General features: G+C 59.8%; 26 protein-coding genes, 1 tRNA gene, 1 pseudogene and 1 riboswitch. Of the genes and pseudogenes, 7 read left to right on the top strand and 21 right to left on the bottom strand.

Annotated features, from left to right (window positions below; genetic code table 11):
- Positions 1–18: 18 nt before the first annotated feature.
- Positions 19–106 (bottom strand) — tRNA-Ser (locus tag C3418_RS16380).
- 247 nt (positions 107–353) lie between these two features.
- Positions 354–809 carry a YbjN domain-containing protein gene (locus tag C3418_RS16375; RefSeq protein WP_160839247.1) on the bottom strand — a complete coding sequence of 152 codons (456 nt, stop codon included), beginning with the start codon at positions 807–809 and terminating at the stop codon, positions 354–356.
- Positions 810–964: 155 nt separating this feature from the next.
- Here C3418_RS16375 and C3418_RS16370 point away from each other — a divergent pair, with 155 nt between their 5' ends.
- Complete coding sequence (locus C3418_RS16370) at positions 965–2,302, top strand: flavohemoglobin expression-modulating QEGLA motif protein (protein ID WP_010674988.1); 1,338 nt, start codon at positions 965–967, stop codon at positions 2,300–2,302.
- Between the two features lie 70 nt (positions 2,303–2,372).
- Here the strand turns inward: C3418_RS16370 and C3418_RS16365 are convergent, their stop codons facing one another.
- Both C3418_RS16365 and C3418_RS16360 read right to left on the bottom strand, forming a co-directional pair.
- Positions 2,373–2,954 (bottom strand): thymidine kinase, encoded by a 582-nt coding sequence (locus tag C3418_RS16365; RefSeq protein ID WP_045524473.1) that lies wholly within the window; start codon positions 2,952–2,954, stop codon positions 2,373–2,375.
- Between the two features lie 85 nt (positions 2,955–3,039).
- A complete protein-coding gene (locus tag C3418_RS16360) occupies positions 3,040–4,620 on the bottom strand; it encodes a Na+/H+ antiporter NhaC family protein (RefSeq protein ID WP_103858892.1) in 1,581 nt (526 codons plus the stop codon).
- An 87-nt stretch (positions 4,621–4,707) separates the two neighbouring features.
- Positions 4,708–4,879, bottom strand: a riboswitch (Lysine riboswitch).
- 317 nt (positions 4,880–5,196) lie between these two features.
- On the opposite strand from C3418_RS16360, the gene C3418_RS16355 reads away from it, so the two are divergent.
- Positions 5,197–5,595, top strand: coding sequence for an H-NS family nucleoid-associated regulatory protein (locus C3418_RS16355; protein ID WP_041215041.1), 399 nt, complete (start codon positions 5,197–5,199; stop codon positions 5,593–5,595).
- 79 nt (positions 5,596–5,674) lie between these two features.
- Here C3418_RS16355 and C3418_RS16350 read toward each other — a convergent pair whose 3' ends face one another.
- From C3418_RS16350 to C3418_RS16330, 5 genes are all read right to left on the bottom strand, one after another.
- Positions 5,675–6,238 (bottom strand): cob(I)yrinic acid a,c-diamide adenosyltransferase, encoded by a 564-nt coding sequence (locus C3418_RS16350; RefSeq protein ID WP_045524470.1) that lies wholly within the window; start codon positions 6,236–6,238, stop codon positions 5,675–5,677.
- A complete protein-coding gene (locus tag C3418_RS16345) occupies positions 6,235–6,465 on the bottom strand; it encodes a DUF3820 family protein (RefSeq protein WP_039038687.1) in 231 nt (76 codons plus the stop codon). The genes C3418_RS16350 and C3418_RS16345 overlap by 4 nt, the downstream gene beginning before the upstream one ends.
- 1 nt (position 6,466) lies before the next feature.
- Positions 6,467–7,138, bottom strand: coding sequence for a 7-carboxy-7-deazaguanine synthase QueE (queE, locus tag C3418_RS16340; protein ID WP_010674994.1), 672 nt, complete (start codon positions 7,136–7,138; stop codon positions 6,467–6,469).
- Between the two features lie 61 nt (positions 7,139–7,199).
- Complete coding sequence (queC, locus tag C3418_RS16335; RefSeq protein WP_103858891.1) at positions 7,200–7,907, bottom strand: 7-cyano-7-deazaguanine synthase QueC; 708 nt, start codon at positions 7,905–7,907, stop codon at positions 7,200–7,202.
- 22 nt (positions 7,908–7,929) lie between these two features.
- The gene (locus C3418_RS16330) at positions 7,930–8,583 is read right to left on the bottom strand and encodes a tRNA-uridine aminocarboxypropyltransferase (RefSeq protein WP_181023112.1); all 654 of its coding nucleotides are present in this window, start codon (positions 8,581–8,583) and stop codon (positions 7,930–7,932) included.
- Between C3418_RS16330 and rrtA the strand changes: the two genes are divergently transcribed.
- Entirely contained in the window at positions 8,549–9,127 is a 579-nt protein-coding gene (rrtA, locus tag C3418_RS16325) for a rhombosortase (RefSeq protein WP_223915160.1), read from the top strand. The genes C3418_RS16330 and rrtA overlap by 35 nt on opposite strands.
- 86 nt (positions 9,128–9,213) lie before the next feature.
- Here rrtA and pyrF read toward each other — a convergent pair whose 3' ends face one another.
- The 6 genes from pyrF to cmk form a co-directional block, all read right to left on the bottom strand.
- On the bottom strand, positions 9,214–9,912 hold the full coding sequence (pyrF, locus tag C3418_RS16320) for an orotidine-5'-phosphate decarboxylase (protein WP_041211549.1): 699 nt from the start codon (positions 9,910–9,912) through the stop codon (positions 9,214–9,216).
- Positions 9,913–10,033: 121 nt separating this feature from the next.
- Positions 10,034–11,200 (bottom strand): lipopolysaccharide assembly protein LapB, encoded by a 1,167-nt coding sequence (gene lapB / locus C3418_RS16315; RefSeq protein ID WP_010674999.1) that lies wholly within the window; start codon positions 11,198–11,200, stop codon positions 10,034–10,036.
- Between the two features lie 9 nt (positions 11,201–11,209).
- Positions 11,210–11,494, bottom strand: coding sequence for a LapA family protein (locus C3418_RS16310; RefSeq protein ID WP_010675000.1), 285 nt, complete (start codon positions 11,492–11,494; stop codon positions 11,210–11,212).
- A gap of 156 nt (positions 11,495–11,650) precedes the next feature.
- Complete coding sequence (gene ihfB, locus C3418_RS16305; protein WP_005299934.1) at positions 11,651–11,935, bottom strand: integration host factor subunit beta; 285 nt, start codon at positions 11,933–11,935, stop codon at positions 11,651–11,653.
- A gap of 92 nt (positions 11,936–12,027) precedes the next feature.
- On the bottom strand, positions 12,028–13,698 hold the full coding sequence (gene rpsA / locus C3418_RS16300; RefSeq protein WP_010675001.1) for a 30S ribosomal protein S1: 1,671 nt from the start codon (positions 13,696–13,698) through the stop codon (positions 12,028–12,030).
- Between the two features lie 93 nt (positions 13,699–13,791).
- Entirely contained in the window at positions 13,792–14,484 is a 693-nt protein-coding gene (gene cmk / locus C3418_RS16295; protein ID WP_041215039.1) for a (d)CMP kinase, read from the bottom strand.
- A 263-nt stretch (positions 14,485–14,747) separates the two neighbouring features.
- Between cmk and ribA the strand changes: the two genes are divergently transcribed.
- A complete protein-coding gene (gene ribA / locus C3418_RS16290; RefSeq protein WP_010675003.1) occupies positions 14,748–15,341 on the top strand; it encodes a GTP cyclohydrolase II in 594 nt (197 codons plus the stop codon).
- A gap of 66 nt (positions 15,342–15,407) precedes the next feature.
- On the opposite strand, the gene C3418_RS16285 is transcribed toward ribA, so the two are convergent.
- Entirely contained in the window at positions 15,408–16,310 is a 903-nt protein-coding gene (locus C3418_RS16285) for a LysR family transcriptional regulator (RefSeq protein ID WP_010675004.1), read from the bottom strand.
- Between the two features lie 93 nt (positions 16,311–16,403).
- On the opposite strand from C3418_RS16285, the gene C3418_RS16280 reads away from it, so the two are divergent.
- A complete protein-coding gene (locus C3418_RS16280) occupies positions 16,404–17,657 on the top strand; it encodes an MFS transporter (protein ID WP_103858889.1) in 1,254 nt (417 codons plus the stop codon).
- Here C3418_RS16280 and C3418_RS16275 read toward each other — a convergent pair.
- The 5 genes from C3418_RS16275 to C3418_RS16255 all read right to left on the bottom strand — a co-directional run bounded on the left by C3418_RS16275 (position 17,642) and on the right by C3418_RS16255 (position 23,558).
- On the bottom strand, positions 17,642–18,196 hold the full coding sequence (locus tag C3418_RS16275) for a VOC family protein (RefSeq protein ID WP_181023111.1): 555 nt from the start codon (positions 18,194–18,196) through the stop codon (positions 17,642–17,644). The two genes, C3418_RS16280 and C3418_RS16275, sit on opposite strands and share 16 nt — an antisense overlap.
- A complete protein-coding gene (locus C3418_RS16270) occupies positions 18,190–18,954 on the bottom strand; it encodes a DNA repair protein (RefSeq protein ID WP_103858888.1) in 765 nt (254 codons plus the stop codon). Before C3418_RS16270 ends, C3418_RS16275 begins: the two co-directional genes overlap by 7 nt.
- 153 nt (positions 18,955–19,107) lie before the next feature.
- On the bottom strand, positions 19,108–19,833 hold the full coding sequence (gene nfsA, locus C3418_RS16265; protein ID WP_103858887.1) for an oxygen-insensitive NADPH nitroreductase: 726 nt from the start codon (positions 19,831–19,833) through the stop codon (positions 19,108–19,110).
- A gap of 67 nt (positions 19,834–19,900) precedes the next feature.
- Positions 19,901–21,463: an AbgT family transporter gene (locus C3418_RS16260; protein WP_103858886.1), complete on the bottom strand. Its 1,563-nt coding sequence runs from the start codon at positions 21,461–21,463 to the stop codon at positions 19,901–19,903.
- 154 nt (positions 21,464–21,617) lie between these two features.
- A complete protein-coding gene (locus C3418_RS16255) occupies positions 21,618–23,558 on the bottom strand; it encodes a bifunctional diguanylate cyclase/phosphodiesterase (protein ID WP_039038812.1) in 1,941 nt (646 codons plus the stop codon).
- 148 nt (positions 23,559–23,706) lie between these two features.
- Between C3418_RS16255 and C3418_RS16250 the strand changes: the two genes are divergently transcribed.
- Positions 23,707–24,429, top strand: a complete 723-nt coding sequence (locus C3418_RS16250) for a DUF2982 domain-containing protein (protein WP_308457647.1) — start codon at positions 23,707–23,709, stop codon at positions 24,427–24,429.
- Between the two features lie 82 nt (positions 24,430–24,511).
- A pseudogene (locus tag C3418_RS16245) lies at positions 24,512–25,199 on the top strand (LysR family transcriptional regulator); the annotation flags it as partial.

Genomic DNA, 25,199 nt, shown 5'->3' with positions numbered 1-25,199 from the left:
AATTCAACGGGTTATATTTGGCGGTGAGGGAGGGATTCGAACCCTCGATACGTTGCCGTATACACACTTTCCAGGCGTGCTCCTTCAGCCACTCGGACACCTCACCAAATTTTTACTGCTTGAAGTGACTTTCGGAGCGCGCTGCGCGTGCATCTTGCCGACTTCGTCGGTGGGCAGCCTCTCGGATACCGCACCAAATTTTGTCTGTGGTTTAACGTGTTCAGCCAACACGGTGTTCGCTGCGCCGTTGCGCTGGAACGGGGCGTAATTTAGGGGAAAGCCCCGCCGCCGTCAACGGCTTTTTAGCCGCAGCGAACCGTTCGCACATTAAACGCACAGTTCAGGTGCTGAGGTCAGTGAACGGATTCCGGTGCGACCTGGATTTCCGGCAGGTTGAGGAAGCCAAGGCGTTCACATTCGGAAACCACTTCATGGGTGGCTGCCGTGGTGCTTTCAACGAACAGCAGGAACTGCTCGACGGTGAGACCCGCCTTGGTAAAGACGGTGTGACCCACAACGAGGCGTGGCAGGTTGTCATCGATGATGTCGAGGAACACCTTGAGGGACGGATATTGCATGTTGAGACGACCCAGTTCGGCCACCAGGGGCAGTAGCGATGAGGGGCGCACCTCCAGCTCGGATGAGAACAGCAGCCCTTCCTCTTCCACGAAGATCCGGCTCTCCTGGATGCCCTCGACGGACTGCAGGGAGACCATGTGGATGCCATGACACTGATCGCACACATAGTGCTCGATCCGGGCCTGTTGCAACCAACGCATTATCATTTCAGAGCTGGGGATATTCATCATTTTCACGACACGGTAGAGATCAAGGGGCGCAGTCTAAACCAATTTTCAGACAACCAAAAGCACACAGGCCGGATCCCCGTCGTCTCGCTTCTTTTTGACAGGCCCTGTGCCTATACTCAGCCATTCTCGTAGCGCACTCGCCTCCAAAGAGCCCGATGACCATCCAAGAAAAGTATCGCCTGCACCTCAAATCCCTCTCGGATGAACTGCTCGCCCTGCAAAAACCCATCCGCATCCTGGATGCCATCAAATGGCCCCGTCACCTGCAAAGCGACTTTCTGGCAAGTGGCGGCAAGGCACTGCCCGCCATCGACAGGCACTTCTATGAATCCCTCCCCCTGGGGTTCGATCCCCGCAACAAGTACCTTGAGCTCAAGGAGTTGAGGGACAGGATCCGCCGGCGCCTCGGCCCTCAGGACGATCTCGGCCGGATCCTGCAAGAGACGGTGGATCAGTACATGGTGGTCATCGAGATGCTGCGCCAGCGCGGGCAGCCTGACTTCCAGCGCTACAGCCAGCGCCTCTACGGCTCGGCAAGCGATCACCTGCGCGGGGATCGCAAGACCCTGAAGGAGCTGGGGGCCAGATTGTGCGACATCTTCTCCCTGCCCGGCGCCCGCCACCTGGTGCGCCCCTACCCCAAGGAGTTCGAGGGGGAAGCCGCGGTGGCGAGGTTGCAAGGCAAGCTGTCGAGCTACTTCAGCGACGGCACAGTCCAGGTCAAGCTCAGCGATGGCATCGTCTCCGATGCCGCCGCCGGGGGGGATTACATCAAGCTCAACTCCCACGCCCGTTTCTCGGAACTCGATCTGCAGGTGCTGGAGGTACACGAAGGCTGGGTTCACGTCGGCACCACCCTCAACGGCCGCCAGCAATCTTACGCCACCTGGCTCGGCGCCGGCTCGCCCCGCATCACCGCCTGTCAGGAGGGGTTGGCAGTACTCATCGAGACCCTCACGTTCAGCTCCTTCCCGGACAGGGCCAAGCGCATCTCGGATCGGGTCATGGCCATCGACATGGCGGAGCGTGGCGCCGATTTCATCGAGGTGTTCCGCCACTTCGTGGCCAAGGGGGCCAGCGAGCACGACGCCTACAAGATCACCCAGCGGGTGTTTCGCGGAGGCATGGTCGAGGGGGGCGCCTGCTTTACCAAGGATCTCTCCTATGTGAAGGGCTATGTGGAGACGGTGAACTTCATTCGCAGCGCCGTGCTGGAGGGGGTGCCGGAGATCCTGCCCATGCTGTTCGTCGGCAAGGTGACCCTGGACGACATCCCCGTGCTCTATCAGCACTATCTGGAGGGGCTCATCGACGCCCCCCGCTACCTCCCTCCCATGTTTCGCGACCTCACCGGGCTCTACGTCTGGTTCGGCTTCGCCTCCGGCATGTCCCTGGTGGACATAGGCCGGGTACAGCAGCATTTTCGCCAGCTCTTCCACCGCCTGCCGGCGGCCGACCCCATCATCGCCCCTGTCGACATCGAGATCGACTGACTCCCATAGACAAAGAGGACGCCAGATGGGCGCCCTCTTTGATGTCCAGGCTGCACGAGCCAGCCACGGGTTACTTGAAGGCCCGCCCTTCCAGATAGTGCTTGCGGCAGAGCGACACATAGCGATCGTTGCCGCCGATCTCCACCTGCTCACCGTCACGCATCACCTGCCCCGCCTCGTTGACCCGCGAGTTCATGTGGGCCTTGTTGCCGCACCAGCAGATGCTTTTTAGCTCCTCGAACTTGTCCGCCAGACAGAGCAGGTGGTAGGAGCCGGGAAACAGTTCGCCGCGAAAATCGGTCTTGAGACCATAGGCAATCACCGGAATGTCCTGCTCGTCGACGATGCGGGCGAGCTGGTAGACCTGCTCACGGGTCAGGAACTGCGCCTCGTCAACGATGAAGACATCGATGTGCCGCTCGGCGTGGCGCGCCTTGACCATCTCGAAGAGATCGCAGCTGTCGCTGAACACCTCCACTTTCAGCTCAAGACCGACCCTGGCACTGATGACGCCGGCACCGAAGCGATCGTCGATGGCGGGCGTCATGGCCAGCGGATACATGCCACGCTCCAGATAGTTGAAGTGGGCCTGGATGAGCTGGGTCGATTTACCTGAGTTCATGGTGGCAAATTTGTAGTGCAGTGAAGCCATGATGGGGTTCCGAAACGGGAGTGATGGGGCGCATGCTAACCAAAGCCCCTGCCAAAACCAAGGGGCCCGCAGGCCCCTTGTTCTCTTATGCAACTGCCACGGCGCTATACGCCCGGGCTTTGCGCAAATGGTAACCGGAGAAGATCAGGAACCAGAGCCCGCTCACGGTGAAACCGGCCAGCGCGGAGTGCATCAGCCCCATCACCAGGTAGCCGAGCGCCGCGCCAAAGGCGATGGCCAGGGCATAGGGCAGCTGGGTCATCACGTGATCGATGTGATGGCAACCGGCCCCGGTGGCAGACAGGATGCTGGTGCTGGAGATGGGGGAGCTGTGATCCCCGAACACGGACCCTGCCAGTACGGCGGCCAGCATGGGCAGCATCAGACTGATGTCGCTGGCGGCCGCCATGTCACCGGCGAGCGGCAGCATGATGCCGAAGGTACCCCAGCTGGTGCCGGTGGCAAACGCCATGGCGCAGGAGAGCACGAAGACCACGGCGGGCAGCACTTCCACCGGCAGATTGCCATTGGCCAGGGAGGCCAGGTATTTACCGGTTTCCACATCGCGCACCACGGCGCCGATGGTCCAGGCGAACAGCAGGATGTTGATGGCGGGCAGCATGGCCATGATCCCCTGCGGAGCCGCCTTCATCCAGTTGCTTGCCCCGAGCTTGAGGCGCATGGCCAGACCGATGGAGACCACCAGGCTGCAAAGGGCACCATAGACCAGGGAGGAGCCGACATTGGTGTTCTCGAAGGAGCCGAGCACGCTGAACGGCAGCCCCTTGTCGGCCAGCACCGCAGCCCCGGAGTCAATCATGAAATAGACGGTGGCCAGGGTCAGGGTCAGGATGGGCAGCACCATGTCAATCATGCCGCCATTGCTCTCCTCCGGGCTCTCCATGTCGAGCCCGATGGGGCGCCCCTTGGACTCGTCCCACAGTTTGCCCTCCAGTGCCCACAGCTCATGCTGGCGCATGGGGCCGATGTCGAGCTGGAAGGCGATCACCACCAGCACCATGATCAGGGTGAACACCGCATAGAGGTTCATGGGGATCATTTCGACGAAGGCGGAGATGGGGCTCTGGTCGGTCAGACCATGAGCCGCCATGATGCCGCCGACGAGGGCGATGATGTAAGCCCCCCAGGAGGAGATCGGCATCAGCACACAGACCGGCGCGGCGGTTGAGTCCAGCAGATAGGCCAGCTTGGCGCGGGAGATCTGGAAGCGATCGGTCACCGGACGGCAGATGGCACCCACCGACAGACTGTGGAAGAAGTCGTCGATGAAGAAGGCAAACACCATCAGACCGGTCAGGGACTTGGCACCCTTGCGGGTCTTGGCGCGGCGCTCCGCCCACTCGGCAAATGCCCGGGTCGCACCGGAGACGCTCATCAGGCTGATGAGGCCGCCCAGCAGCAACATGAAGAGGATCATGTTGACGTTGTCACGATTGAGCGCACCGTCGACCCAGAAGATCCTGAGCACGGTATCGAGCATGTAATGCAGGGACGCAAGGGGAGAAAACTGGTTGAGCAGCAGGCTGCCTGCGACTATGCCCACCCCCAGCGACACCAGGACGCGGCGAGTGATGATCGCCAGCGCAACGGCCAGCAGGGGGGGAACGACGGACCAACCGGAGTCGGCGTAATGAACGATGTCCATGATCTCTTTGCACCTAAAGACAACAGGTGGAGATCTACCGAGAGGATCAAAGAAACAAAACCCATGGGGAGGGTATACTCCTCAGCCCCTTCAGGTAGCGCTCCATAGTGGATGACTATGGCAGTCCTGCACCTATTAGATGCAGAACCAGCAACCCGGTATGATGGCCTGGTCACTTCGGCGCCGACTCCTTTCATCGAGCATCGCAGGCATCACCCTCCGCTCGGTTACTCATAGGCAGCGCGCCTCTACTTAAAGGTATTCGCGGCACATTTTATCGAGCCGCCGGGTGATAGCAAGTTTTTTGATTAAATTTCAAGGTTTCTGTGGCCCCCATATCTGCAAAGGTAGTCAAATGGTTCATCAAAGACTCCGCTGGCGATATTTTCATCTGACATGAACCCATTCGAAGATGTTGGCCCGTCAAACGGGTAAAAATATCCTTCATATCTATTTCAAGACTTAATTTATCAGCCTAATTAATTATTTTGGCAGGCTTGACTTGGTGCCAAACACCCCTATAAATTATCGAAAAACTAGTTTTTCCCTTAATATTTTGCTCGCGTGGTAGCCAATATGAACGAATTTCTGAAAGTGCTGTTGAATATCCGTAGCCTGCGTGCAGCTTGCCGCGATTTGACGCTGGAACAACTGGAAGAAGGCTTGGAAAAGCTCTCCGCCATCGTCGATGAACGTCGGCAAGATGAATCCGCCGAACGCCAGGCCCGTGAAGAGCATCAAAAGAAAATTGCCGAATATGCCGAAATGCTGAAGGCCGCTGGGATCGATCCCGCCGAATTGGTCAACACCGTGGTTCCCGAGAATACCAAGGTCAGCAAACGTGCGCCCCGCCCCGCCAAATATCGTTATCTGGACAATGGCGTGGAAAAAACCTGGACCGGTCAGGGCCGCATGCCCTCGGTCATTGCCAAGGCCGTTGCTGAAGGCAAATCCGTGGAAGCCTTTGCTATCTGAGAGCAATATCAGGCCCCTTTCCACAGCAATAAAAAAACCTCGCAAGGCGAGGTTTTTTTATTGCCGCTTCGAGCGGTTGTCAGCCTCTGTCAGCCGCCTTGACCCAGAGGATCTCCGGGGTACCCGACGATACCAGCAAGTATCGGGCGATGGTGAAAAACCAGTCGCTCAGCCGGTTGAGATAGGGCAAAACAGCCGGATTCACCCGCTCTACGCGGCTCAACCCAAGCAGCAGGCGCTCGCAGCGACGGGTCAAGGTACGCACCACATGTGCCTGGGCCGCCGCCCGCGAACCGCTCGGCAAAATAAAATTGCGCAGCACCGGCAACCCGGCACTGTAGGCATCGATCTGTTGCTCGAGCCTGTTCGTCCAAGCCTCGTTCACCTGCCACAGCGCATCCGTTTGCGATTCACTGGAAAATGCCAGCTCCCCGCCCAGATCAAACAGCTCCTGCTGCAACAATATGAGATCGGCCAGGAGAGTCGTCTCCCCGGCGGGTATTTCAGCCATCAACAAGCCTATTTGGGAATTCAGCTCGTCGATGGCGCCATAGGTCTCGACACGTTTATCGTCTTTGGCCAGGGAAGTGCCATCGGCCAGTCGCGTGAGCCCCTTGTCCCCTTGCCTTGTATATATTCTCATTCTGACATCCTGTTAATAATGGGAATAATCATGGACTCGAGTCCATTGAGCTTTATCTCGTAGGCCAGTGCCAGAGACTGGCCCAGGGTACCGGCTGGAAAACCGCTTCGCGCCATCCATACCAGATAGGGCTCGGGAATATCGATGATGCGCCGCCCCTTGTATTTTCCGTAAGGCATCTTGCTGGCCAGCGTCAGCAAGATGCGCTCATCGCTGAGTCCATCCATATCAATCGATATTCAGGTATTTATGGGTCTGGATGGAGAGTCGCCAGTTACGGGCGATGCAGGTCGCCATGGCCAGCTCCGTGGCCCTGGCTTTCTGGCTGATGGGTTGCAACGCAATCATCACATCGGGGCGCAGCCGGGCTGTGGCCAGCAGGGCATCCAGCTCCTCGATATGGTGCTCGGTGGCCACCGGATGCTTGATCTCGTTGGCCCGCTCGAGGGCAGAGACCAGCACCGGCAACCCACCCTTCATGCCGATCTTGGGGGAAACAGTCACCCAGGTCTGCTCATGGGTCAGCACCTCACTGGTCCCGCTGGTTTCGATCTGCACCTGATAACCCGATGCCACCAGGGCCGAAGAGAGCTCGCGCAAGTCGTAGAGGCAGGGCTCACCACCGGTCAACACCACGTGACGGGCCCGGTAACCGAGCCGGGTAAAGCTGGCCAGAATATCTTCCGTGCTCATCTTGCTCCAGCCGTCGGACTCATTGGAACGATCGAGCACCTCGCCAGGGGCCACCTCACGCTCGGGGTCCACCACCCAGGTGTGGCGGGTATCGCACCAGGGACAGCCCACAGGGCAGCCCTGAAGGCGAACGAAGATGGCGGGCAGGCCGGTAAATACCCCCTCCCCCTGGATGGTCTGGAAGATCTCGTTGATTGGGTAGTGCATCTTGGTCACGACTTGCTGCAAAAGGGGCGGATTATACCCCAAACCCGGGCCAGGCACAGGCTCAGGATCCGCTTTTCTCGCCCAGTCCGCTCTTCTCGTAAAGTCTGGCACGGATGCCGCTCTTGTCAGCCAGATAGTGATCCAGGCCACGGCGACGCAGCTCGCAGGCCGGACAGGCCCCGCAACCATCTCCCTGGACACCGTTGTAGCAAGTGAGCGTCTGGTGACGTACGGTATCGAGGTGACCGTAATGATCCGCCAGCGCCCAGGTTTCGGCCTTGTCGAGCCACATCAGGGGGGTTTCGAAGCGGATGGGGCGATCCAGCCCCAGGGAGACCGCCTGATTGAGCGCCTTGACGAAGTCGTCGCGGCAATCGGGATAGCCGGAAAAGTCGGTCTCGCACACCCCGGTGATCACCGCTTCGGCGCCCACCTGATAGGCATAGATGGCCGCCAGGGTCAGGAACAGGATGTTGCGTCCCGGCACGAAGGTGTTGGGCAGGCCGTTCTCCTGAAGCTCGAAGCTCACCGGTATGTCGTCCCGGGTCAACGCAGAGATGGCCAGCTCCCCGAGCATGGTCACATCCATTACCTTGTGGGCGGCGATCCCGAGCGCCGTCGCCAGATGGCGGGCGGTGTCAATCTCCGCCCGGTGGCGCTGGCCGTAATCGAAGGTGATGGCATGCACTTCGTCATAGCGGGCCTGTGCCTGCACCAGACAGGTGGTGCTGTCCTGCCCGCCACTGAAGACCACGACGGCTTTTTTCATGTTTTTCACTCCTCTGGGCAACTCAACGGCGGCGGCCTTGTGCAAAGTCATGCCACTGCCGGTTCAAATGGGTAAACAGGGTCATCAGCGGGGCAAAGCGCTCAGGCTCTCCTTCCCACTGGGACAACAGATGGTAGCCCGCTTCCAGGGTGGACAGCGCCTCCTCAAAGGGCTTCTTGCGAATGGAATATTGTCCGGCAATGGCGCCGAGGGTGATCCGCGGCAACCCGAGCAGTGCAGGCGAGCTGTGCAACATGCGATAGGCTTTGCGCCAGGTACCATCGAGGAGGATGAAGTGGGCTCGCACGGTGCGTCCACGCCTCAGGAGATGCTCCCTTGCCTGTATCAGGGTCAGGGCCTCCTCATCGGGCCACAGCACGTAGCACTGGACAGCGGGGTCGGCAAGCAGGACATTGAGCCCTTCGTCGTCGGAAAAGTCCTCTCCCACATGGATGCGCACATCGGTCAGGGACGCCGCCAGCAACGCAGCCGTCCCCTTGGGGTGACCTACTTCGGCAGGGTGTTGCAGAATATGGAGTGCAGCCAGGTTCGGCAACCGTTGAATATAATCGCACAGGCACGCTTTGAGGGCCCGGGTACAGCGTGTACAGTATCGGCTCTCTTTGTCGTTGGGCTCCTTCATGTTGTCAGGAAAATCGGGTCTGCTCTGGGTCATCGCGCTTTCGCTCGTCACTGCCTTGCTCTTTTTCACCGTGCCAAATCATCAGCTCGCCTTCGATCGCGACCTGATCGCCCAGGGCGAAGGGTGGCGCATCATAACAGGCAATCTGGCACACACCAATGGATGGCACCTGCTGCTCAACCTGAGCGGTCTGGCCGTGCTCTACAGCCTGTTTCAGGAGTACCTGACGGGATGGCGCCTGCCCGTGCTGTTGCTGCTGCTGGGAACGGCGGTCGGACTCGGCATCTGGTGGGGCTGCCCGCAAACCCAGTGGTACATGGGACTCTCCGGCCTGCTGCACGGATTGTTCGTATGGGGTGCCATGCAGGACATCCGCTTTCGCCGTCACTCCGGCTGGCTGATGCTGGCGGGCGTCGCCATCAAGCTCGGTGTGGACTTTTACAGTGCCGGCGAGAGCCCGGTCTCCGCCTTGATCGGTGCCAGGGTACACATCGAGTCACACTTCATCGGTGCACTCGCCGGCCTGCTCCTCGGCCTCTTCCCCATTCGTCTGGACGCCCAGGCCGTCCACTCCTGAGCTCCCCATAGGCAAGGCCAGCCCACGGCCAAAATGCAGCAGGCCGGATCTGGGATCCGGCCTGCGCTCATTCGCCCATTACGCCGTTACCGGCAAAGCTCGGCATTGATCGCCCCAAGCACGGCGGCGGGATCCGAGGACTGGGTGATAGGACGGCCGATCACCAGATAATCCGCCCCCGCCTCCACCGCTGCCAGCGGCGTCATGACGCGGCGCTGATCACCGGCAGCCGATCCGCTCGGACGAATGCCCGGCGTCACCAGCTTGAATTCGGCTCCCAGCAGCCCCTTCAGCACACTCGCCTCTTCCGCGGAGCAGACCACACCATCCAGTCCGGCAACCTTGGCAAGGGTGGCCAGGCGGATCACCTGTTCTGCCGGCGTCACATCCAGACCCAGGGGCGCCATGTCGGACTGCTCCATGCTGGTCAGCACGGTTACCCCGATGAGCAGGGGCGCCTTGTCCCCGTATGGCAGCAACGCCTCTCTGGCGGCACGCATCATGCGTTCGCCACCGCTGGCATGGACATTCACCATCCAGACGCCCAGCTCCGCACTGGCCGCCACCGCCTTGGCGACGGTGTTGGGAATGTCGTGAAATTTCAGATCCAGGAAGACGTCGAACCCCTTGGCCACCAGTTGACGAACGAACTGGGGACCAAACAGGGTAAACATCTCCTTGCCTACTTTGAGGCGGCACTGGGCCGGTGAGATCTGCTCAATGAAGGCAAAGGCGTCGGCTTCGTGCTGATAATCCAGCGCGACCAGTACTTTGGGGTCTTGCATGTCACTTCCTATGGATTGTTATGCCACAGCCAGGCGCAGCAGAGCCGGGGCCCGGTTGCACACTGGCATCTGAAATTCTTGGGTATCCGTGCTCGCCCGGGCGTGTTGGCCTCGCTGGCGTTTACTCCCCATCCAGCCCTCGGATCGGCTTGATGGTGCCCCACTGCCGGCAGGAAGGGCATTGCCAGAACAGCGAATGGGTGGCAAAGCCGCACTGACGGCACTTGTGGGTCGACTTGATCTTGATCTGCTCACCGACCAGCTGCTGCAGCAACTCCAGGCTCTCCTTGGCAGGCCCCTCCTCGGCACTGGCCAACTGGAAACCGACCAGCTGATAGAAGCCCTTCATGGAGGGGTGGCGACGCAGTTGGCGCAGCACCAGGGCCCGGGCCTGGCTCAACCCATCGCGGGCCTCCACCAGATTGGCCAGCGCCAAGGTCACGCTGACCCCCGCATGATCCTCTACCGCTTTTTCAAGCAGCGGGATCAGCTCCTGGCTGCGACCAAGCTGGCGATAGCATTCGAGCAGTTTTGGCATGGCTTCGGAGGCAAAGTCGATATCCTGCTCGAACACCCGCAGGAGCTCCTTGGCCGCATCCTCGAACCTGCCCTCCTCCATCGCCAGATCGGCCAGCCGCAAGCTGGCGCGGGCACAGGCCGGGTGGGCACCGAGCGCACGCTTGAGCTTGGCGATGCCCGCAGGCTTGTCGCCATCGCGCAAGGCACTCTCCGCCTGTTCGCAATAGAAGTGGGAAATGGGCTCGGCCAGCTTCTTGCCCTGGAATTTCTGCAGACGCACCGCCACGGCGATGGCATTGTCCCAGTCACGCAACTGCTGATGAATGATCAGGAGCTGTGCCAGAGCCGTCTCTTCGAAATCGCTGTCATCACACAGCTCTTTCCAGAGTGCTTCGGCCCGATCGAGCAAGCCGGCAGCCAGAAAGTCACGGGCCAGCTCCTGCAAGGCAAGCTGACGCTGCTCACGGGTCAGCTGACGGGCGACCAGGTTCTGGTGGATCTTGATGGCGCGATCGACCTCGCCCCGTTGACGGAACAGGTTGCCGAGGGAGAGGTGGGTTTCGATGGTTTCGCTGTCGACTTCCAGCAGCTGGATAAAGAGATCCACCGCCTTGTCCGACTCGTCAGAGAGCAAATAGTTGAGGCCCGCCACGTACTGGCGGGAAAACTGGTTACTCTGTTGCTGGGTGTCCTGGCGAACACTCCTGCGGCCCATGTACCAGCCATAACCGGCGGCGATGGGCAACAGCAGGAAAAGCAGTTCAAGCATCGAGGGACATTATTCCTTGGTTGTCGACCGGGCAAGCTCCAACTCGCGAGATTGACGACGCATGGTTCGGTTCAGGGTGCGATTTTGCAGTTTGAGACGCAGGAACAGCAGACCAAATACCAGCCAGCCCAGCAGAAAACCGCCGGCGAAGAAGAACCCCAGCAACATGGAGAGCGAGAACTCCCCCTGGGCAATCAGGTAGTTGAACTGCACCAGCTGACCATTTTGAGAACCAATGGCAAGGGTCAGGACAAACACCAGCACCAGTGGAATGAGGGCCAAGATACGCTTCATGGGAGCTCCCTGTCTGTAGCGAATGAGTGACTGATTATCCTTAAAATCACAGGCAGACTCTAGCGCGAATGGGAAAAGAGTGTGAGAAACCCGACAACGGGCAGACTCCAGGCCATAAAAATGAAAAAGGCATACTCAGGTATGCCGTTTTCTGCATTATTCGATGATGTTGACGCGTTCGCGCAACTCTTTGCCAGGTTTGAAGTGCGGGACATATTTCCCGGTCAGTTCAACCTTGTCCCCGGTCTTGGGGTTGCGACCCACACGGGGCGCACGATAGTGCAGCGAGAAACTGCCAAATCCTCGGATTTCAATCCGGTCGCCGTTTTGCAAGGTCGATGCCATCTGCTCAAGGATCTCCTTGATTGCGGCTTCGACATCCTTGGCCGGCATATGCATGCGGCTGGCTGCCAGTTGTTCGATGAGATCTGATTTGGTCATAAGGTTAAATCTCCTTCCCCGATCACATGCAATAATCATTTTGCCAAGATAAAAAAGGGCGGCGCAATGCCGCCCTTTTCTTGCATCAAGGATTACTCACCCTTGGCGGCTTTGAACGCTTCCATCATGGCATTGCTGAACACAACTTCTTCTTGTTGGTTCAGGCTGTCGATGGCAACACGCTCGTCAGCCTCGTCCTTGGCACGGACAGACAGGCTCACGGTGCGGTTCTTGCGATCAACGCCCATGAATTTGGCTTCAACCTCGTCACCAACAGACAGCACCAGAGTGGCGTCTTCTACGCGGTCACGAGCAGCGTCGGAGGCACGCAGGTAGCCTTCTACGCCGTCAGCCAGTTCGATCACGGCACCCTTGGCATCAACCTCGGTAACCTTGCCCTTCACAATAGCACCTTTCTTGTTGTCAGACAGGTACTTATTGAACGGGTCTTCTTCGATCTGCTTGACGCCCAGGGAGATGCGCTCACGCTCCGGGTCCACTTGCAGAACAACGGCTTCGATTTCGTCGCCCTTCTTGAATTCACGCACGGCTTCTTCGCCCTGGTTGTTCCAGGAGATGTCTGACAGGTGAACCAGGCCGTCGATGCCGCCATCCAGACCGATGAAGATACCGAAGTCAGTGATGGACTTGATCTTGCCGGAAACACGGTCGCCCTTGGCGTGAGTTTCGGCAAACAGCTGCCACGGGTTGGATTTGCACTGCTTCAGACCCAGGGAGATACGACGACGCTCTTCGTCGATGTCCAGAACCATCACGTCAACCACGTCGCCAACGTTGACAACCTTGGACGGGTGGATGTTCTTGTTGGTCCAATCCATCTCGGATACGTGTACCAGGCCTTCCACGCCTTCTTCGATTTCAACGAAGCAGCCGTAGTCGGTCAGGTTGGTCACGCGGCCAGACAGACGGGTGGTCTCCGGGTAACGCTTGGCGATAGCAACCCAGGGATCTTCGCCCAGCTGCTTCAGGCCCAAGGATACACGGGTACGCTCGCGGTCGAACTTCAGAACCTTGACAGCGATCTCGTCGCCAACGTTGACGATTTCGGAAGGATGCTTAACGCGCTTCCACGCCATGTCGGTGATGTGCAGCAGGCCGTCAACACCGCCCAGATCTACGAATGCACCGTAGTCGGTCAGGTTCTTGACGATACCCTTAACTTCTTGACCTTCTTGCAGGTTGGCCAGCAGGCTTTCACGCTCGGAGGTATTCTCGGTCTCGATCACGGCACGACGGGAAACAACAACGTTGTTGCGCTTCTGGTCCAGCTTGATGACTTTGAACTCGAGTTCTTTGTTTTCCAGGTGAGCGGTGTCACGGATCGGACGCACGTCAACCAGAGAACCCGGCAGGAAGGCACGGATGCCGTTCAGCTCAACGGTGAAACCACCCTTGACCTTGCCGTTGATGATACCGATAACGGTAGCTTGCTCTTCGTAAGCTTTTTCAAGCTGCAGCCAGGCTTCGTGGCGCTTGGCTTTTTCGCGGGACAGCTTGGTTTCGCCGAAACCATCTTCGATAGAGTCCAGAGCCACGTCAACGGAGTCACCTACGTTGATTTCCAGCTCGCCCATGGCGTTCTTGAATTCTTCAGCCGGGATAGCAGACTCGGATTTCAGACCGGCATCAACCAGTACGAAACCGTTCTCGATAGCAACGACAGTGCCCTTGACGATGGAACCTTGACGGGTTTCAACGGCGTTCAGGGACTCTTCAAAGAGTTGAGCAAAAGATTCGATCATTGTTTATGTCACAAATGAAACATCCACTTGCAATCCGGCACAAGCGGGGTTGTTTTAAATTATCTGCGCCATCCTTGGTGCAGACGACTGACATCAGTTTGCGCTGACATCACCAAGTTGTTGCTCTGCATAGGCAAGCACCGTTGCCAGCACTTCATCTATGGTCATGGACGTTGAGTCTACAACAAGAGCATCTTCCGCGGGTTTCAGGGGAGCGACGGCGCGATTTCTGTCGCGATCGTCACGCTCCCGAATCTCGGTTAAAAGACGCTCAAAGTTAACATCAAAGCCCTTATCTTGCAACTGCTTATAGCGGCGCTGGGCCCGCTCCTCGGCGCTGGCGTCGAGGAAAATCTTCACATCCGCCTCGGGGAAAACTACTGTACCCATGTCGCGACCGTCGGCGATGAGACCGGGGGCTTGGCGGAATGCACGCTGACGGCGCAGCAGGGCTTCACGTACCCGGGGAAACGCCGCGATTTTGCTGGCCGCGTTGCCCACTTCTTCAGTACGAATGGTGCGGGAAACATCCTCCCCTTCGAGGATCACCTTGACCAGCTCCCCTTCTACCTGGAATTGCACATCCAGATTGGCGGCCAGGGGAACCAATGCTGCTTCGGAATCGAGCTCCACATCGTGATGCAGGGCTGCCAGGGAGAGCACCCGGTAGATGGCACCGGAATCGAGCAGGTGCCAGCCCAGTTTTTCAGCCAGCAACTGGCACAAGGTGCCTTTTCCTGCGCCACTTGGGCCATCAATAGTCATCACGGGGGCCATCTGAGCCATAACGTTTCTCCTGCGCACTCGGCATCTTGACTGGTTGCCCGCATCCCTGATCGGGATGGGATAATGGGCGCCGATTATACCCGAATGCATCGACGCTGGCAGTTGTCAGGGCACACAATTGCGCAAAAGTCGTCGCGATTGCGCCTATTATGACCAATCTGCTAACCCCCTCCTCGCGCAAGGTTTTGTTCTTATGGTTGTTATGCACAAGGCGCGCTACACTAGCCGCCCTTTTTCAAGCAGCTGTAGTCAGGAGCAACCATATGAGCAGCGTTACCCTCGTGGCCAAATCCAAGTTGCCGACCCCCTGGGGCACTTTCACGCTGGTTGGTTTTCAGGAAACCGGCACGGGCAAGGATCATGCCGCGCTGGTGATGGGCGATATCGCAGACGGCGAACCCGTGCTGGGACGCATTCATTCCGAGTGTCTAACCGGGGATGCCCTGTTCAGTCTGCGTTGTGACTGCGGCTTCCAATTGCAGGCCGCGCTGGAAAACATCGCCAAGGCGGGCCGCGGCGTCCTGCTGTATGTCCGTCAGGAAGGGCGAGGCATCGGCTTGCTCAACAAGATCCGGGCCTATCATCTGCAGGATCAGGGGGCCGATACCGTGGAAGCCAACGTGGCGCTTGGCTTTGCCGCCGACATGCGCGACTACACCATCTGTGCCGACATGCTCAAGGCGCTCGAGGTCAAGTCCCTGCGCCTGATGACCAACAACCCGCGCAAGTTGAAGGCGATGGAATCCTTTGGCATCCCGGTGGCGGAGCGCGTGCCCCTTCAGGAAGGTCGCAATCCCCACAACGAGTTTTATCTCTCCACCAAGGCAAACAAGCTGGATCACCTGTTCAAGAAGTAAGGTTGCATCCACCTTGTCAGCATACGCCTCCAGATTGGAGGCGTTTTTATTGGTGATACCACTCAATCATTGAGTATCTGTAGCGCAATGGTGAGAAACATCCCCTTGTGCTAGCAAAAAATCCCGCAATGCCCGGTTCGCCATGGAGAGCGGATCCCCCCGTCGCCAGGCTACGCAGAGATCCAGGAAGATGGGGGGGGAAAAAGGGATGCCGGTGAGGGCCGGCTCCTCTTCCAGCGCCATGCGCAGGAAGGTGGTCACGGCGAATCCCTGACGCACCACCGCCTTGAGCAGCGGGATGAGATTGCTTTCGAACGCGATGTCAGGCTCTACCCCCAGCCCCTGCGCCAACACCTCCATGTGTTCCCTGTGGTAGAAGCCTCGCCGGAACATGGCGAGCTCCTGGCCGAAGAACTGTGGCAACGAGACCGACTCAGCGCCGCGCAGGGGGTGCTCCTCCCCCACCACCATCAGCATCTCTTCCCGCAGCAGTTGCGCCCCCTCAAGGGCCGGTGGCAGATCGCTGGTGATGAGGATGGCGAGATCCAGACTGCCATCCACCATGCGGCTGAGCAGCTCCCGGGTGCCCGCCTCCTCCACCCGGATCTTCAAACCGGGGTAGCGATGCTTGAATGCCATCAGGATTGGCGGGAAGTAATAGGATCCCATCATGTAGGGGATGCCGATGCGCACCTCCCCCCGCTCCAGCCCCTTGAGCTCGGCCATCTCGGCCTCGGCCTGGTGCATCTGGCGCAGCAGCCGTTCGGCGTGGCGACAGAGGACCTCTCCCTCCGGGGTGAGACGCACGCTGCGATCCTGTCGGTCAAACAGCCGCAGATCGAGCTGCTGCTCCAGCTTGGCGATGGCCATGCTGACAGCAGGCTGGGCCACGTTCAGCCCCTGGGCCGCCCTGGTGAAGGAGCCGGCATCGCGCACCGCCAGCAGGTATCCGAGCTGTTTCAGATCCATATCAATTTCATTTATCAGGGTAATAACTTAAATATATTATATTTATACTTTTCGTCGCACTACCCTGCACAGAAGTCGTCGGGACAACTCCATATGATCGAAGTAGGCAGTCGCGAATGGATACGCGCCACCCTGGCTCTCAGCCTGGGCTCCTTCCTGGTATTCCTCAATCTCTACCAGACCCATCCCCTGCTGCCGCTCCTGGCAGAGGTCTTCTCCGTCAGCGCCCTGTCCGCCAGCTGGACGCTGGCAGGCTGCACCGCAGGGCTTGCAGGCTCCCTGCTCGTCTGTGCCCGTCTGGCTGATCGGTTCGGACGGCGGCGGATCATGCTGTGGACCCTGGCGGCCGCCATCCTGCTCTCCCTGTGCATCCCCTGGGTCACCCACTTTGATGTGCTGGTGAGCCTGCGCATCCTGCAAGGCGTCCTGCTGGCAGGGTTGCCCGCCACCGCCATTGCCTATATGGGGGAAGAGTTCAGCAAACGTGCCCTCATCGTAGCCGTCGGCGTCTATATCGCCGCCAACTCCCTGGGGGGCATCGCGGGCCGGGTGGTCGGCGGTCTGCTGGCTGGCTGGTTTGGTGACTGGCAGCACACCTTCCTCGGTATCGGGATCATCAGCCTCGCCCTGCTGCCACTGGTCATCTGGCTGCTGCCCGCCCAGCGCTGCTTCGTGGCCGTGGAGGCAGCGCCTGGGCAACTGCGCCGTGCCATCCAGAGCCACCTTGGCAATCCCCTGCTGGTGGGGGCCTATCTCATCGGCGGCCTCAACTTCATGGTCTTCCTGAATCAGTACAGCTATCTCACCTTCCTGCTGGCCAAGGCCCCCTTCTCCCTGCCGACCCAATGGCTCGGCATGCTGTTTCTGACCTACCTCACTGGTACCGTCGCCTCTTCACTGAGCGGCCGCGGGGCCCATCGCTGGGGAGCACAACACCTGCTGCTGGCGGGAATAGCCCTGATGGCACTCGGCAGCCTGGCCCTGTTGCAGGGGAGCCTTGTCGCCATCATCGGGGGATTGCTTGTCTCGAGCTTCGGCTTCTTCCTGGCCCACGCCTGCGCCAGCGCCTGGGTCGGCCAGCACGTGGAGCACAACCGGGCGCTCGCCTCGTCGCTCTATCTGGTGGGGTATTACTTGGGGGCCAGTCTGGGCGGGCTTTATCTGCATCCCTTCTGGGAGCAAGGGGGGCTCTGGGGTCTGGTGCTCGGCATCGAGCTGGTGTTGATGATCACCGCGGGGTTGAGCCTCTGGCTCGGTCACTTGAAAGGACGTGTGGCGCCCGCTTGTGCGTTGACGCCACAGGATCAGGCTTCCGTCAACGGGCCCTCACCTCACAGACCGTCATAATAGTCCGCCGGTACCGGCACTACGGCGCCGGTGCAGAGCTCTTCGTCGATCACCTCGTCAAGCGGGCGCAGATGAAACTTGATCTGCCCAGAGGGCAGCATCAGTCCTATATCCGGATTGCGTCCGTCATCGATGTTGCCGGTCTTGAAGGGGACATCCGGATGCGTCGTCACCAAGGTCGTGAGCGAGGGCACCACCAGCTCGATATGTTCGAGCCCGGCCTGATGGCTTCGACCCGCCTTGGGGGTGGCCAGTTCGATGCAGGGGACGGTCACCTGCTCCCAGCAGACAGGCTGGTGCAAGCGATAGGTGGCGATGGGACGACCGCCTATCATCCCCTCCACCAGCAAGACTCCGTGGGCGGCCAGCACCGCTTTCAACTCCAGATATTCCTGCAGGGTGGCGGCGCGGTAGCAGAGGTGATCCACCACGGGGGAGTCCTTGACTCCCATGACGGCATGCATTTCCGTGAGCAGTTGGCAAACAAATGGGGCCATGGGCCCCAGTGTGGAATCCAGTGGATGTGACATGATCACCATTTCTTCTTGGGTTGGAACAGGACGTCCAGTTCGTCCGTCTCTTTGTCCTTGATGTTTTGCAGCTCCTTCTCGCTGTGCTGCTGCAGGTGTTCTTCCAGCTGGCGCATCCCCTGACGCATGTCCTCTTCCCGCGCCAGCAGGTAGGGATCCTTGTCGGTGACATTGGCCAGCGCCCCCAGTCCCTTGGTGTAGAGCTGGCGGCAGGTGCCGTACTGCCCCTGGATCTGAGCATCCATGGCCCGCTTGAGCAGGTTGGCGATGTTGATCTTGAGCTGCATCAGCTCGAGGCGGCGATCCTCCTGGGCAAAGCCCTGAGGATCTATCTTGCCCTTGTTGTGCTCGACCCGCAGCACGGCCCGCATCTTCTTGGCCAGTTGCAGCATCTGGATGGCCTGGCGGTCGGACTCCGGCGTCTTGAAATTTCCCTCGTCCTGGCTGCTGTAGTTCTCCTGCACGTTCTTGATCTGGAGCTGGACATCGGCGATGCGCTGCTTGACCTGTGCATTGGGCATCACCAGCGCGATGGCGCGGTAGGCATCCAGGATCCGGTGTTGCAACAGCAGCACCATGTTTTTGGAAAAGGGCACCAGGTTGACGTTCAGCAACACCTCTTCGGTCTCGTCTGCCACCGCCTTGTGACGGGCAATGGCCTGGCGCTTGTCCGATTCGGCCTTCTGCTTGTATTGCTGCACCACGTTATAGGCGATGACCAGAAACAGGAGTGCGCCGATTGACAGCAATATCAGGGTTAAAATCATAGGGTGTTCACACTCCAGTCCCAATCCAATTGCGAGATCCTACAACAGCTTAGCCTCATAGGGTAGCGCCCAGATCCCGTATTGCCTCACAAGAACGCTCCCAGGCGGTGACCGCATCCGGTGCGTCTTGCTCCATATCGCCCGCCGCCCCCATTACTTGAGGCAAAAACCCTTCGACTGCAGGAATCCCAGCATGAAGGGCCTCGCCTCCTTGCCCAGGATCCCCCTGATCTGCCCGCTCCAGGTCTGATCCTTGTTGTTGCTGCTGCGGGCCTGGTAGTAGTCGTGGATCTGCCGATCATATTGGGCCAGCAGGGCGCGATCGAGCGTCTCTGGATAGCGGTTCTCGTGCACCACCAGCGCCCGGGGCAGCCGCGGTTTTTGCTCCGGCCGCTGGGCGGGATGACCCAGGCAGAGGCCAAACAGCGGGATCACCTGATGGGGCAGACCCAGCACCTCGCTCACCTTGGCCGGATTGTTGCGAATGCCGCCGATATAGACCCCCCCCAGCCCAAGTGACTGGGCCGCCAGCAAGGCATTTTGCGCCATCAGGGCGCCGTCGATGGCCCCGATCATGAGCTGCTCCACGAAGCCGGTGCGGGCCTCCGGCACTATCTGGCTGTGACGATGGTAGTCGGCGCAAAACACCAGAAACTCCGCCGCTTCGACCACATAGGCCTGATGGCCGGCCAGCTCCGCCAGGGTGGCCCGCAACCCCTTGTCGGTGACCCGGATGATGCTGTTGGCCTGGAGGAAGCTGGAGCTCGCGGCGCTCTGGGCGGCGCTCAGGATCTGATCCAGCTGCTCTGCGCTGACGGGCTCTGGGGTGAACTGGCGAATGGAGCGATGGGAAAGAATGAGATCGATGGTCGGGTTCATGGTACCTCCGGGATGAAGGCCACACTCTACCCAAAAAAAGCGGGGGGCCCAAGGCCCCCCGTCACCCTCAAGGGGCAGGATAGACATAGGGGGCCTGCAACCCAAGCGGGAACCCCAGCGCCCAGTAGATCAGCAGGAAGCCCGTCCAGCTCACCAGGAAGGCCAGGGAGTAAGGCAGCATCATGGAGACCAGGGTGCCGATGCCTGTGCTCTTCACATACTGCTGGCAATAGACCACCACCAGGGGGAAGAAGACCATCAGCGGGGTGATGATGTTGGAGGCGGAATCCCCCACCCGATACGCGGCCTGAGTCAGCTCGGGCGAGATCCCCACCGCCATCAGCATGGGCACCAGGATGGGGCTGATGAGGGCCCACTTGGCGGAGGCCGAGCCCACCACCAGGTTGACGGTGGCCGTCAGCAGTATGATGCCGACGATGGTCACCTCTCCCGGCAACGCCAGGGCGTGAAGCACCTCGGCACCGGAGAGCGCCAGCAGGGTACCGAGGTTGGAATCCCCGAACGCCTTGATGAAGAGGGCGCAGAAGAAGGCCATCACCATGTAGGAGCCCATCTTGTTCATGGTGGCCGACATGGCGTCGATCACATCCTTGCCGCTCTTGAAACTGCCAGCGACAAAGCCATAGACGATCCCGGGCAGGATGAAGAGCAGGAAAATGAGGGGCACGATGGACTTCATCACCGGTGCGGCGAAAGTGGTGAGGGAACCGTCCGGTGCCCGCATCGGCGAGTCGCCGGGGGCCAGCACCAGCCCCAGCAGCACCACGGCCGCCAGCATGGCGAACCCGGCCCAGTTGAAGGCCCAGCTTTCCTGGGCGCTGTAACGACCCATCTCGTCGGCGCTCTCCAGATCCTCGTTGAGAGGCACCTGCTTGAGGCGCGGCTCGACAATCTTCTCGGTGACAAACCAGCCCACGCAGATGATCAGCAAGGAAGAAGCGCCGGTGAAGATGATATTGCACAGGGTGTTGACCATGTAGTCAGGGTCGAACAACTGGGCTGCAGACTGGGTGAAACCCTGAAGCAGCGCATCCCCGCCGGAGGGCAGGAAGTTGGCGGCAAACCCGCCGGAAACCCCGGCAAAGGCTGCGGCAATCCCCGCCAGCGGGTGGCGACCCGCCGCATGGAAGATGATGCCGCCAATGGGGATCACCAGCACATAGCCCGCATCGGCGGCGGTATGGCTGACGATGGCCACCAGGATCAGCATGGGGGTCAGAAAGCGCGCCGGCGTCACCTTGAGCAGCTTCTTGAGCCCGGTGTTGATGAAACCGGACTGTTCAGCCACCCCGACCCCCAGCATGGCCACCAGCACGATGCCAAGGGGAGCAAACCCGGTGAACGTGGTGACCATGCTGGCGAGAAAGTCCGCCAGCCCTGCCCCGGTCAACAGGTTGTTGATGACCACGGCCTCTCCGGTGCGGGGATTGACCAGATCGAAGGAGAACTGGGAGCCTATCCAGGAGCCAACCCAGACGATCAGCAAGGCATAGAGGAAGAGCATGGCGGGATCCGGCAGCTTGTTGCCCGCCTTCTCCACCCCGTTCAGAAAGCGGTTCAACCAGCCGTTGGGAGGGGCCGGACGCTCGTTCACTGCAGCTTGACTCATTATGGTGATACTCCATTACCAAGGAATGAGCGCGCATACTAGCGATAACGTCTAATGGATCCCATGATATGAGACAAAAATTCGATTAATTATGTTTAATTTGGCATCTCACACTTCATAAATGGGAGATGCCGCACATTAATCGACAACTTGCTCAATGGTTTGCGAGGGGATAGCGGCCCAGCCGGCACTGTACTGCGAACCCCGCTGCCGCCACCTCTTCCGGGGTCATGGGACGGCTGAACAGGAATCCCTGGAAGACGTGGCAACCCTGGGTCTGCAGGGCCGCGAGCTCGTGCTCCTCCTCCACCCCTTCCGCCAGGATCCCGAGCCCCAGACTGGTGGCCATGGCCACCGTCGCCCGGATCACCGGCAGGTTGAGCCCCACCACGAAGGAGCGGTCCAGCTTGATGGTGTCGATCGGCAACCGGTTGAGGTAGGCAAGCGACGAGTAGCCCGTCCCGAAGTCGTCGATGGCGATCTTGATCCCCTGCTCGCTCAGGGCGTCGAGGATCTCGATGCACCCCTTCATGTCGAGCATCAGCACCGTCTCGGTCAGCTCCAGGGTCAGCAGCGCCGCCTCCACCGAGAATGCCTCGAGCAGTTGGGCCACCAGCTCCGGCAAACTGGCAGAGAGCTGGAAGCCCGAGAGATTCACCGACACCGGCACCCTCACCCCGTCCTGTCGCTGCCACTCCCCCATCTGGGCCAATGCGGTGGAAAGCACCCAGCTTCCAATTTCCCGGATGAGCCCCATCTCTTCGGCCAGCGGAATGAACTCCGCCGGCGACACATGGCCGAGCACGGGATTGTACCAGCGTACCAGGGCCTCGAAACCGATGACCCGACCTTGCGCCACATCCACCTGGGGCTGATAGCGCAGGCTGAGCTCCCCCCGACCGACGGCCTTGGCCAGGAACTGCTTGAGGGTCAGCTTGCGATGCAGGCTCTGCTGCATGCTGGGGGTGAAGCGCTGCCAGCGAAGCCGCCCCATCTGCTTGGCCTGGTACATGGCCATGTCGGCACGGGTGATGAGGTTGTCGCCATCATCGGCGTCGTCCGGGTAGATGGCGATGCCGATGCTGCCGCCGATGGTGACCTCGGGGACACCGCTCAGCTGCAGTGGCTTGCTCATCTGGGAGAGCATGAGATCCGCCACCTCCTGGGCCCGATCGCTCGCCTGGTTGAGGGGCACCAGGGCGGTGAACTCGTCCCCGCCAAGGCGCGCCAGCTCCACGTCCCGCGGGCAGATCTGCTTGAGCCGTCCGGCGACCCGCTCCAGCAGGCGATCCCCGGCCTTGTGGCCGTAGTTGTCATTGACCAGCTTGAAGTTGTCCAGATCCATGAACACCAGTGCAAAGCGCCCCCCGAGGCCGCAATAGGCTTCCAGGGATTTCATCAGGCCGTAGCGGTTGAGCAGCCCGGTGAGGGAGTCGTGCCAGGCCAGGTGGCGATGCTCCAGCTCTTCGAGCTTGCGATCCGTGATGTCCCGCATGGTCAGCAGGATCCGTGCCCCCTGCTGGATATGGCGAAACTGGTACTGGAACCAGCGCATCCCCTTCTGGGTGCGGCACTCCCCTTCGGCCACTACTTCGTCCAGACGGGAGAGGCGACGATAGAAGGCCTCGTCCGCACCGGAGAAGATCTGGGGCAGCGTCAGAATGCCGGTGCCAAAGCACATGTCGAAGTGATGGTTGCCGCTCTCGAGGCGCCCCTCGTTGTCAAAGAGACAGGCCAGGGTGTCGCCGGTGGCGAGGGAGGACTCCTGATAGAGGGTGTCGGCATCGATGACCGCTTCCGCCATCATCATCTGCCGTCCGGCAAGCTGGATCCCGGAAAGACGCAGATAGACCTGCTTCTTGACCCCCTTGGGCGAGAGGGTCCACCACTCGTTGTAACTGCGCTCCTGCTGGAAATCGCCGAGATAGCGCTGCAGCAGCAGATCGATGGCGGCGGCCATGTCGGCGGAGAAATCCCGGGACTTCAGCTCGGCCAGGGAGCTCGCCTCCCAGAGCCCGAGGGCAGCATCGTTGGCCCAGTAAATATGATGACGCTGGATGTCATAGACCCAGACAGGCGTGTGGAGGACATCCATCACGGTGAGCAGGCGTTCGTCTAGCGTATTCATGTTGAGTGATGATTCATGCTGAAAGCTCATGGTCGAACCAGTCGGTTGCGCCCCCTGACAGGAGCATTCGCGCTGGTACAAAATCCGTTCCGGCCCATAATCGGATAACAAACGGATGAAAAAAGGCCGAAATCATATGAAAACGCTACATGTGATCCCCATGGTACGAAGAAATGGACTCACACTGGTATTGTTGGGCATGGTGATAACCATTGCTATGATTTTTATACTTTTTTTTCTTCGTGAACAACTACTAATCCCCGCCATTTCCCTCCTCCTCGCGGGCCTGATGACAATTCTTGTCGGGGTTTGGAAACTGGGTGAGCCTCATTTTAGTCTCTCTTTGTGTCAGGACTGCCTGCAATACCATCACAAGTACGGCGGCTGGATCCTGAAATGGAGAAATATTCAGCGAATTGACCAACCACGTATCCATTTTGGGTGGGATCTGGTGGAGCTGCCCTACATCGGTTTGAAAATAAAGGATTACGACGCTTTTTTGACGCTGATCACACCCCGGCTCGCCGTCCGTCTGCTGACCGAGCAGCGCGCCGTGCTGATGCAGGCCATGCGAAGCGAGCGCTCCGACTGCCCGACCGGAGGGTGCGGCAGTGGGCTCCTGGGAGAGGGACTGCTGGAGGAGAGCCGCTTCTGCTCACCCTCCGGCCAGCGCTATGAGGGGGTGATCGCCATGCTCGGCAACCGCATGGCACGGCTGCGTGATTTGCTGGGGTACGATCTGCTGGTGCCCGACAACAGCCTGGACAGATCCCCGGAAGATTTCGTCCATCTGCTCCAGCAATACCAGCGCGAGTCGAATCTAATCCAGATCAATTAAACGCCGGATTGCGCTTGCCAAGCCCGGTGACTCTTCATAAGGTCACTGGCTTGTTACAGCCAGAACACCCCCTAAAACCGCTATGAAGTACATCGAAGAGTTCTATCTGTTCGTCAAGGTGGTGCAAGAGGGCGGTTTCTCCCACGCCGCCGCTGCGCTGGGCATGCCGACCGGCACCATCAGTCGACGTATCTCCCAACTGGAAGAGCAGCTCGGATGCAGCCTGCTGCACAGATCCACCCGCAAGCTGCGTCTCACGGACGAAGGGCTGCGCTATTACGAGCGCCTCTGTACCCCCCTGGCAGAGATAGAGCAGGCCACCGGCGAAATCCGGGGTGAGGAGACGGACATCAGCGGCCTCATCCGCCTCGCGGCCCCCATCGCCCTCTTCAACACCATCCTGGTCGACATGCTGGTGGACTTCGGCCTGCGCTATCCCGGGGTACAATTCGACATCCGCCAATCCAACGATCATGCCCTCCAGGCGGATCAGGACAGGGACCTGGTCTTTTTCAACGGCGAGCTCCCCCAGACCCTGCCCAACGCCCTCTGTCTGGGTCACATCCAGTACGGTCTGTTCGCCTCCCCCCTCTATCTGGAGAAGATGGGTGTGCCCTCCCCCACGCCCACGCTGGCAGAGCACAATATCATCTAGTGCTGGCCCCACCAGCCCAGGCCACTGAGCGGGCGGAACGACAAGCAGACACGCATCAAGCGCCCTCCCCACCTTTGCCACGACACAACCCACACACCCCCCAAGCGACCCCAAC

Source organism: Aeromonas sp. ASNIH8, from assembly GCF_002919855.1.
GTDB classification, from domain to species: domain Bacteria; phylum Pseudomonadota; class Gammaproteobacteria; order Enterobacterales; family Aeromonadaceae; genus Aeromonas; species Aeromonas caviae.
Note: the sequence above shows the minus strand (reverse complement) of the source record. Positions and strands in the feature narration are given on the sequence as shown.

Bases quoted from the DNA above. Each gene is read 5' to 3' on its own strand.
- C3418_RS16375 (WP_160839247.1), bottom strand. From the start codon at position 809: ATGATGAATATCCCCAGCTCTGAAATGATAATGCGTTGGTTGCAACAG.
- C3418_RS16370 (WP_010674988.1), top strand. From the start codon at position 965: ATGACCATCCAAGAAAAGTATCGCCTGCACCTCAAATCCCTCTCGGAT.
- C3418_RS16365 (WP_045524473.1), bottom strand. From the start codon at position 2,954: ATGGCTTCACTGCACTACAAATTTGCCACCATGAACTCAGGTAAATCG.
- C3418_RS16360 (WP_103858892.1), bottom strand. From the start codon at position 4,620: ATGGACATCGTTCATTACGCCGACTCCGGTTGGTCCGTCGTTCCCCCC.
- C3418_RS16355 (WP_041215041.1), top strand. From the start codon at position 5,197: ATGAACGAATTTCTGAAAGTGCTGTTGAATATCCGTAGCCTGCGTGCA.
- C3418_RS16350 (WP_045524470.1), bottom strand. From the start codon at position 6,238: ATGAGAATATATACAAGGCAAGGGGACAAGGGGCTCACGCGACTGGCC.
- C3418_RS16345 (WP_039038687.1), bottom strand. From the start codon at position 6,465: ATGGATGGACTCAGCGATGAGCGCATCTTGCTGACGCTGGCCAGCAAG.
- queE (WP_010674994.1), bottom strand. From the start codon at position 7,138: ATGCACTACCCAATCAACGAGATCTTCCAGACCATCCAGGGGGAGGGG.
- queC (WP_103858891.1), bottom strand. From the start codon at position 7,907: ATGAAAAAAGCCGTCGTGGTCTTCAGTGGCGGGCAGGACAGCACCACC.
- rrtA (WP_223915160.1), top strand. From the start codon at position 8,549: ATGTTGTCAGGAAAATCGGGTCTGCTCTGGGTCATCGCGCTTTCGCTC.
- C3418_RS16330 (WP_181023112.1), bottom strand. From the start codon at position 8,583: ATGACCCAGAGCAGACCCGATTTTCCTGACAACATGAAGGAGCCCAAC.
- pyrF (WP_041211549.1), bottom strand. From the start codon at position 9,912: ATGCAAGACCCCAAAGTACTGGTCGCGCTGGATTATCAGCACGAAGCC.
- lapB (WP_010674999.1), bottom strand. From the start codon at position 11,200: ATGCTTGAACTGCTTTTCCTGCTGTTGCCCATCGCCGCCGGTTATGGC.
- C3418_RS16310 (WP_010675000.1), bottom strand. From the start codon at position 11,494: ATGAAGCGTATCTTGGCCCTCATTCCACTGGTGCTGGTGTTTGTCCTG.
- ihfB (WP_005299934.1), bottom strand. From the start codon at position 11,935: ATGACCAAATCAGATCTCATCGAACAACTGGCAGCCAGCCGCATGCAT.
- rpsA (WP_010675001.1), bottom strand. From the start codon at position 13,698: ATGATCGAATCTTTTGCTCAACTCTTTGAAGAGTCCCTGAACGCCGTT.
- cmk (WP_041215039.1), bottom strand. From the start codon at position 14,484: ATGGCTCAGATGGCCCCCGTGATGACTATTGATGGCCCAAGTGGCGCA.
- ribA (WP_010675003.1), top strand. From the start codon at position 14,748: ATGAGCAGCGTTACCCTCGTGGCCAAATCCAAGTTGCCGACCCCCTGG.
- C3418_RS16285 (WP_010675004.1), bottom strand. From the start codon at position 16,310: ATGGATCTGAAACAGCTCGGATACCTGCTGGCGGTGCGCGATGCCGGC.
- C3418_RS16280 (WP_103858889.1), top strand. From the start codon at position 16,404: ATGATCGAAGTAGGCAGTCGCGAATGGATACGCGCCACCCTGGCTCTC.
- C3418_RS16275 (WP_181023111.1), bottom strand. From the start codon at position 18,196: ATGGTGATCATGTCACATCCACTGGATTCCACACTGGGGCCCATGGCC.
- C3418_RS16270 (WP_103858888.1), bottom strand. From the start codon at position 18,954: ATGATTTTAACCCTGATATTGCTGTCAATCGGCGCACTCCTGTTTCTG.
- nfsA (WP_103858887.1), bottom strand. From the start codon at position 19,833: ATGAACCCGACCATCGATCTCATTCTTTCCCATCGCTCCATTCGCCAG.
- C3418_RS16260 (WP_103858886.1), bottom strand. From the start codon at position 21,463: ATGAGTCAAGCTGCAGTGAACGAGCGTCCGGCCCCTCCCAACGGCTGG.
- C3418_RS16255 (WP_039038812.1), bottom strand. From the start codon at position 23,558: ATGGATGTCCTCCACACGCCTGTCTGGGTCTATGACATCCAGCGTCAT.
- C3418_RS16250 (WP_308457647.1), top strand. From the start codon at position 23,707: ATGAAAAAAGGCCGAAATCATATGAAAACGCTACATGTGATCCCCATG.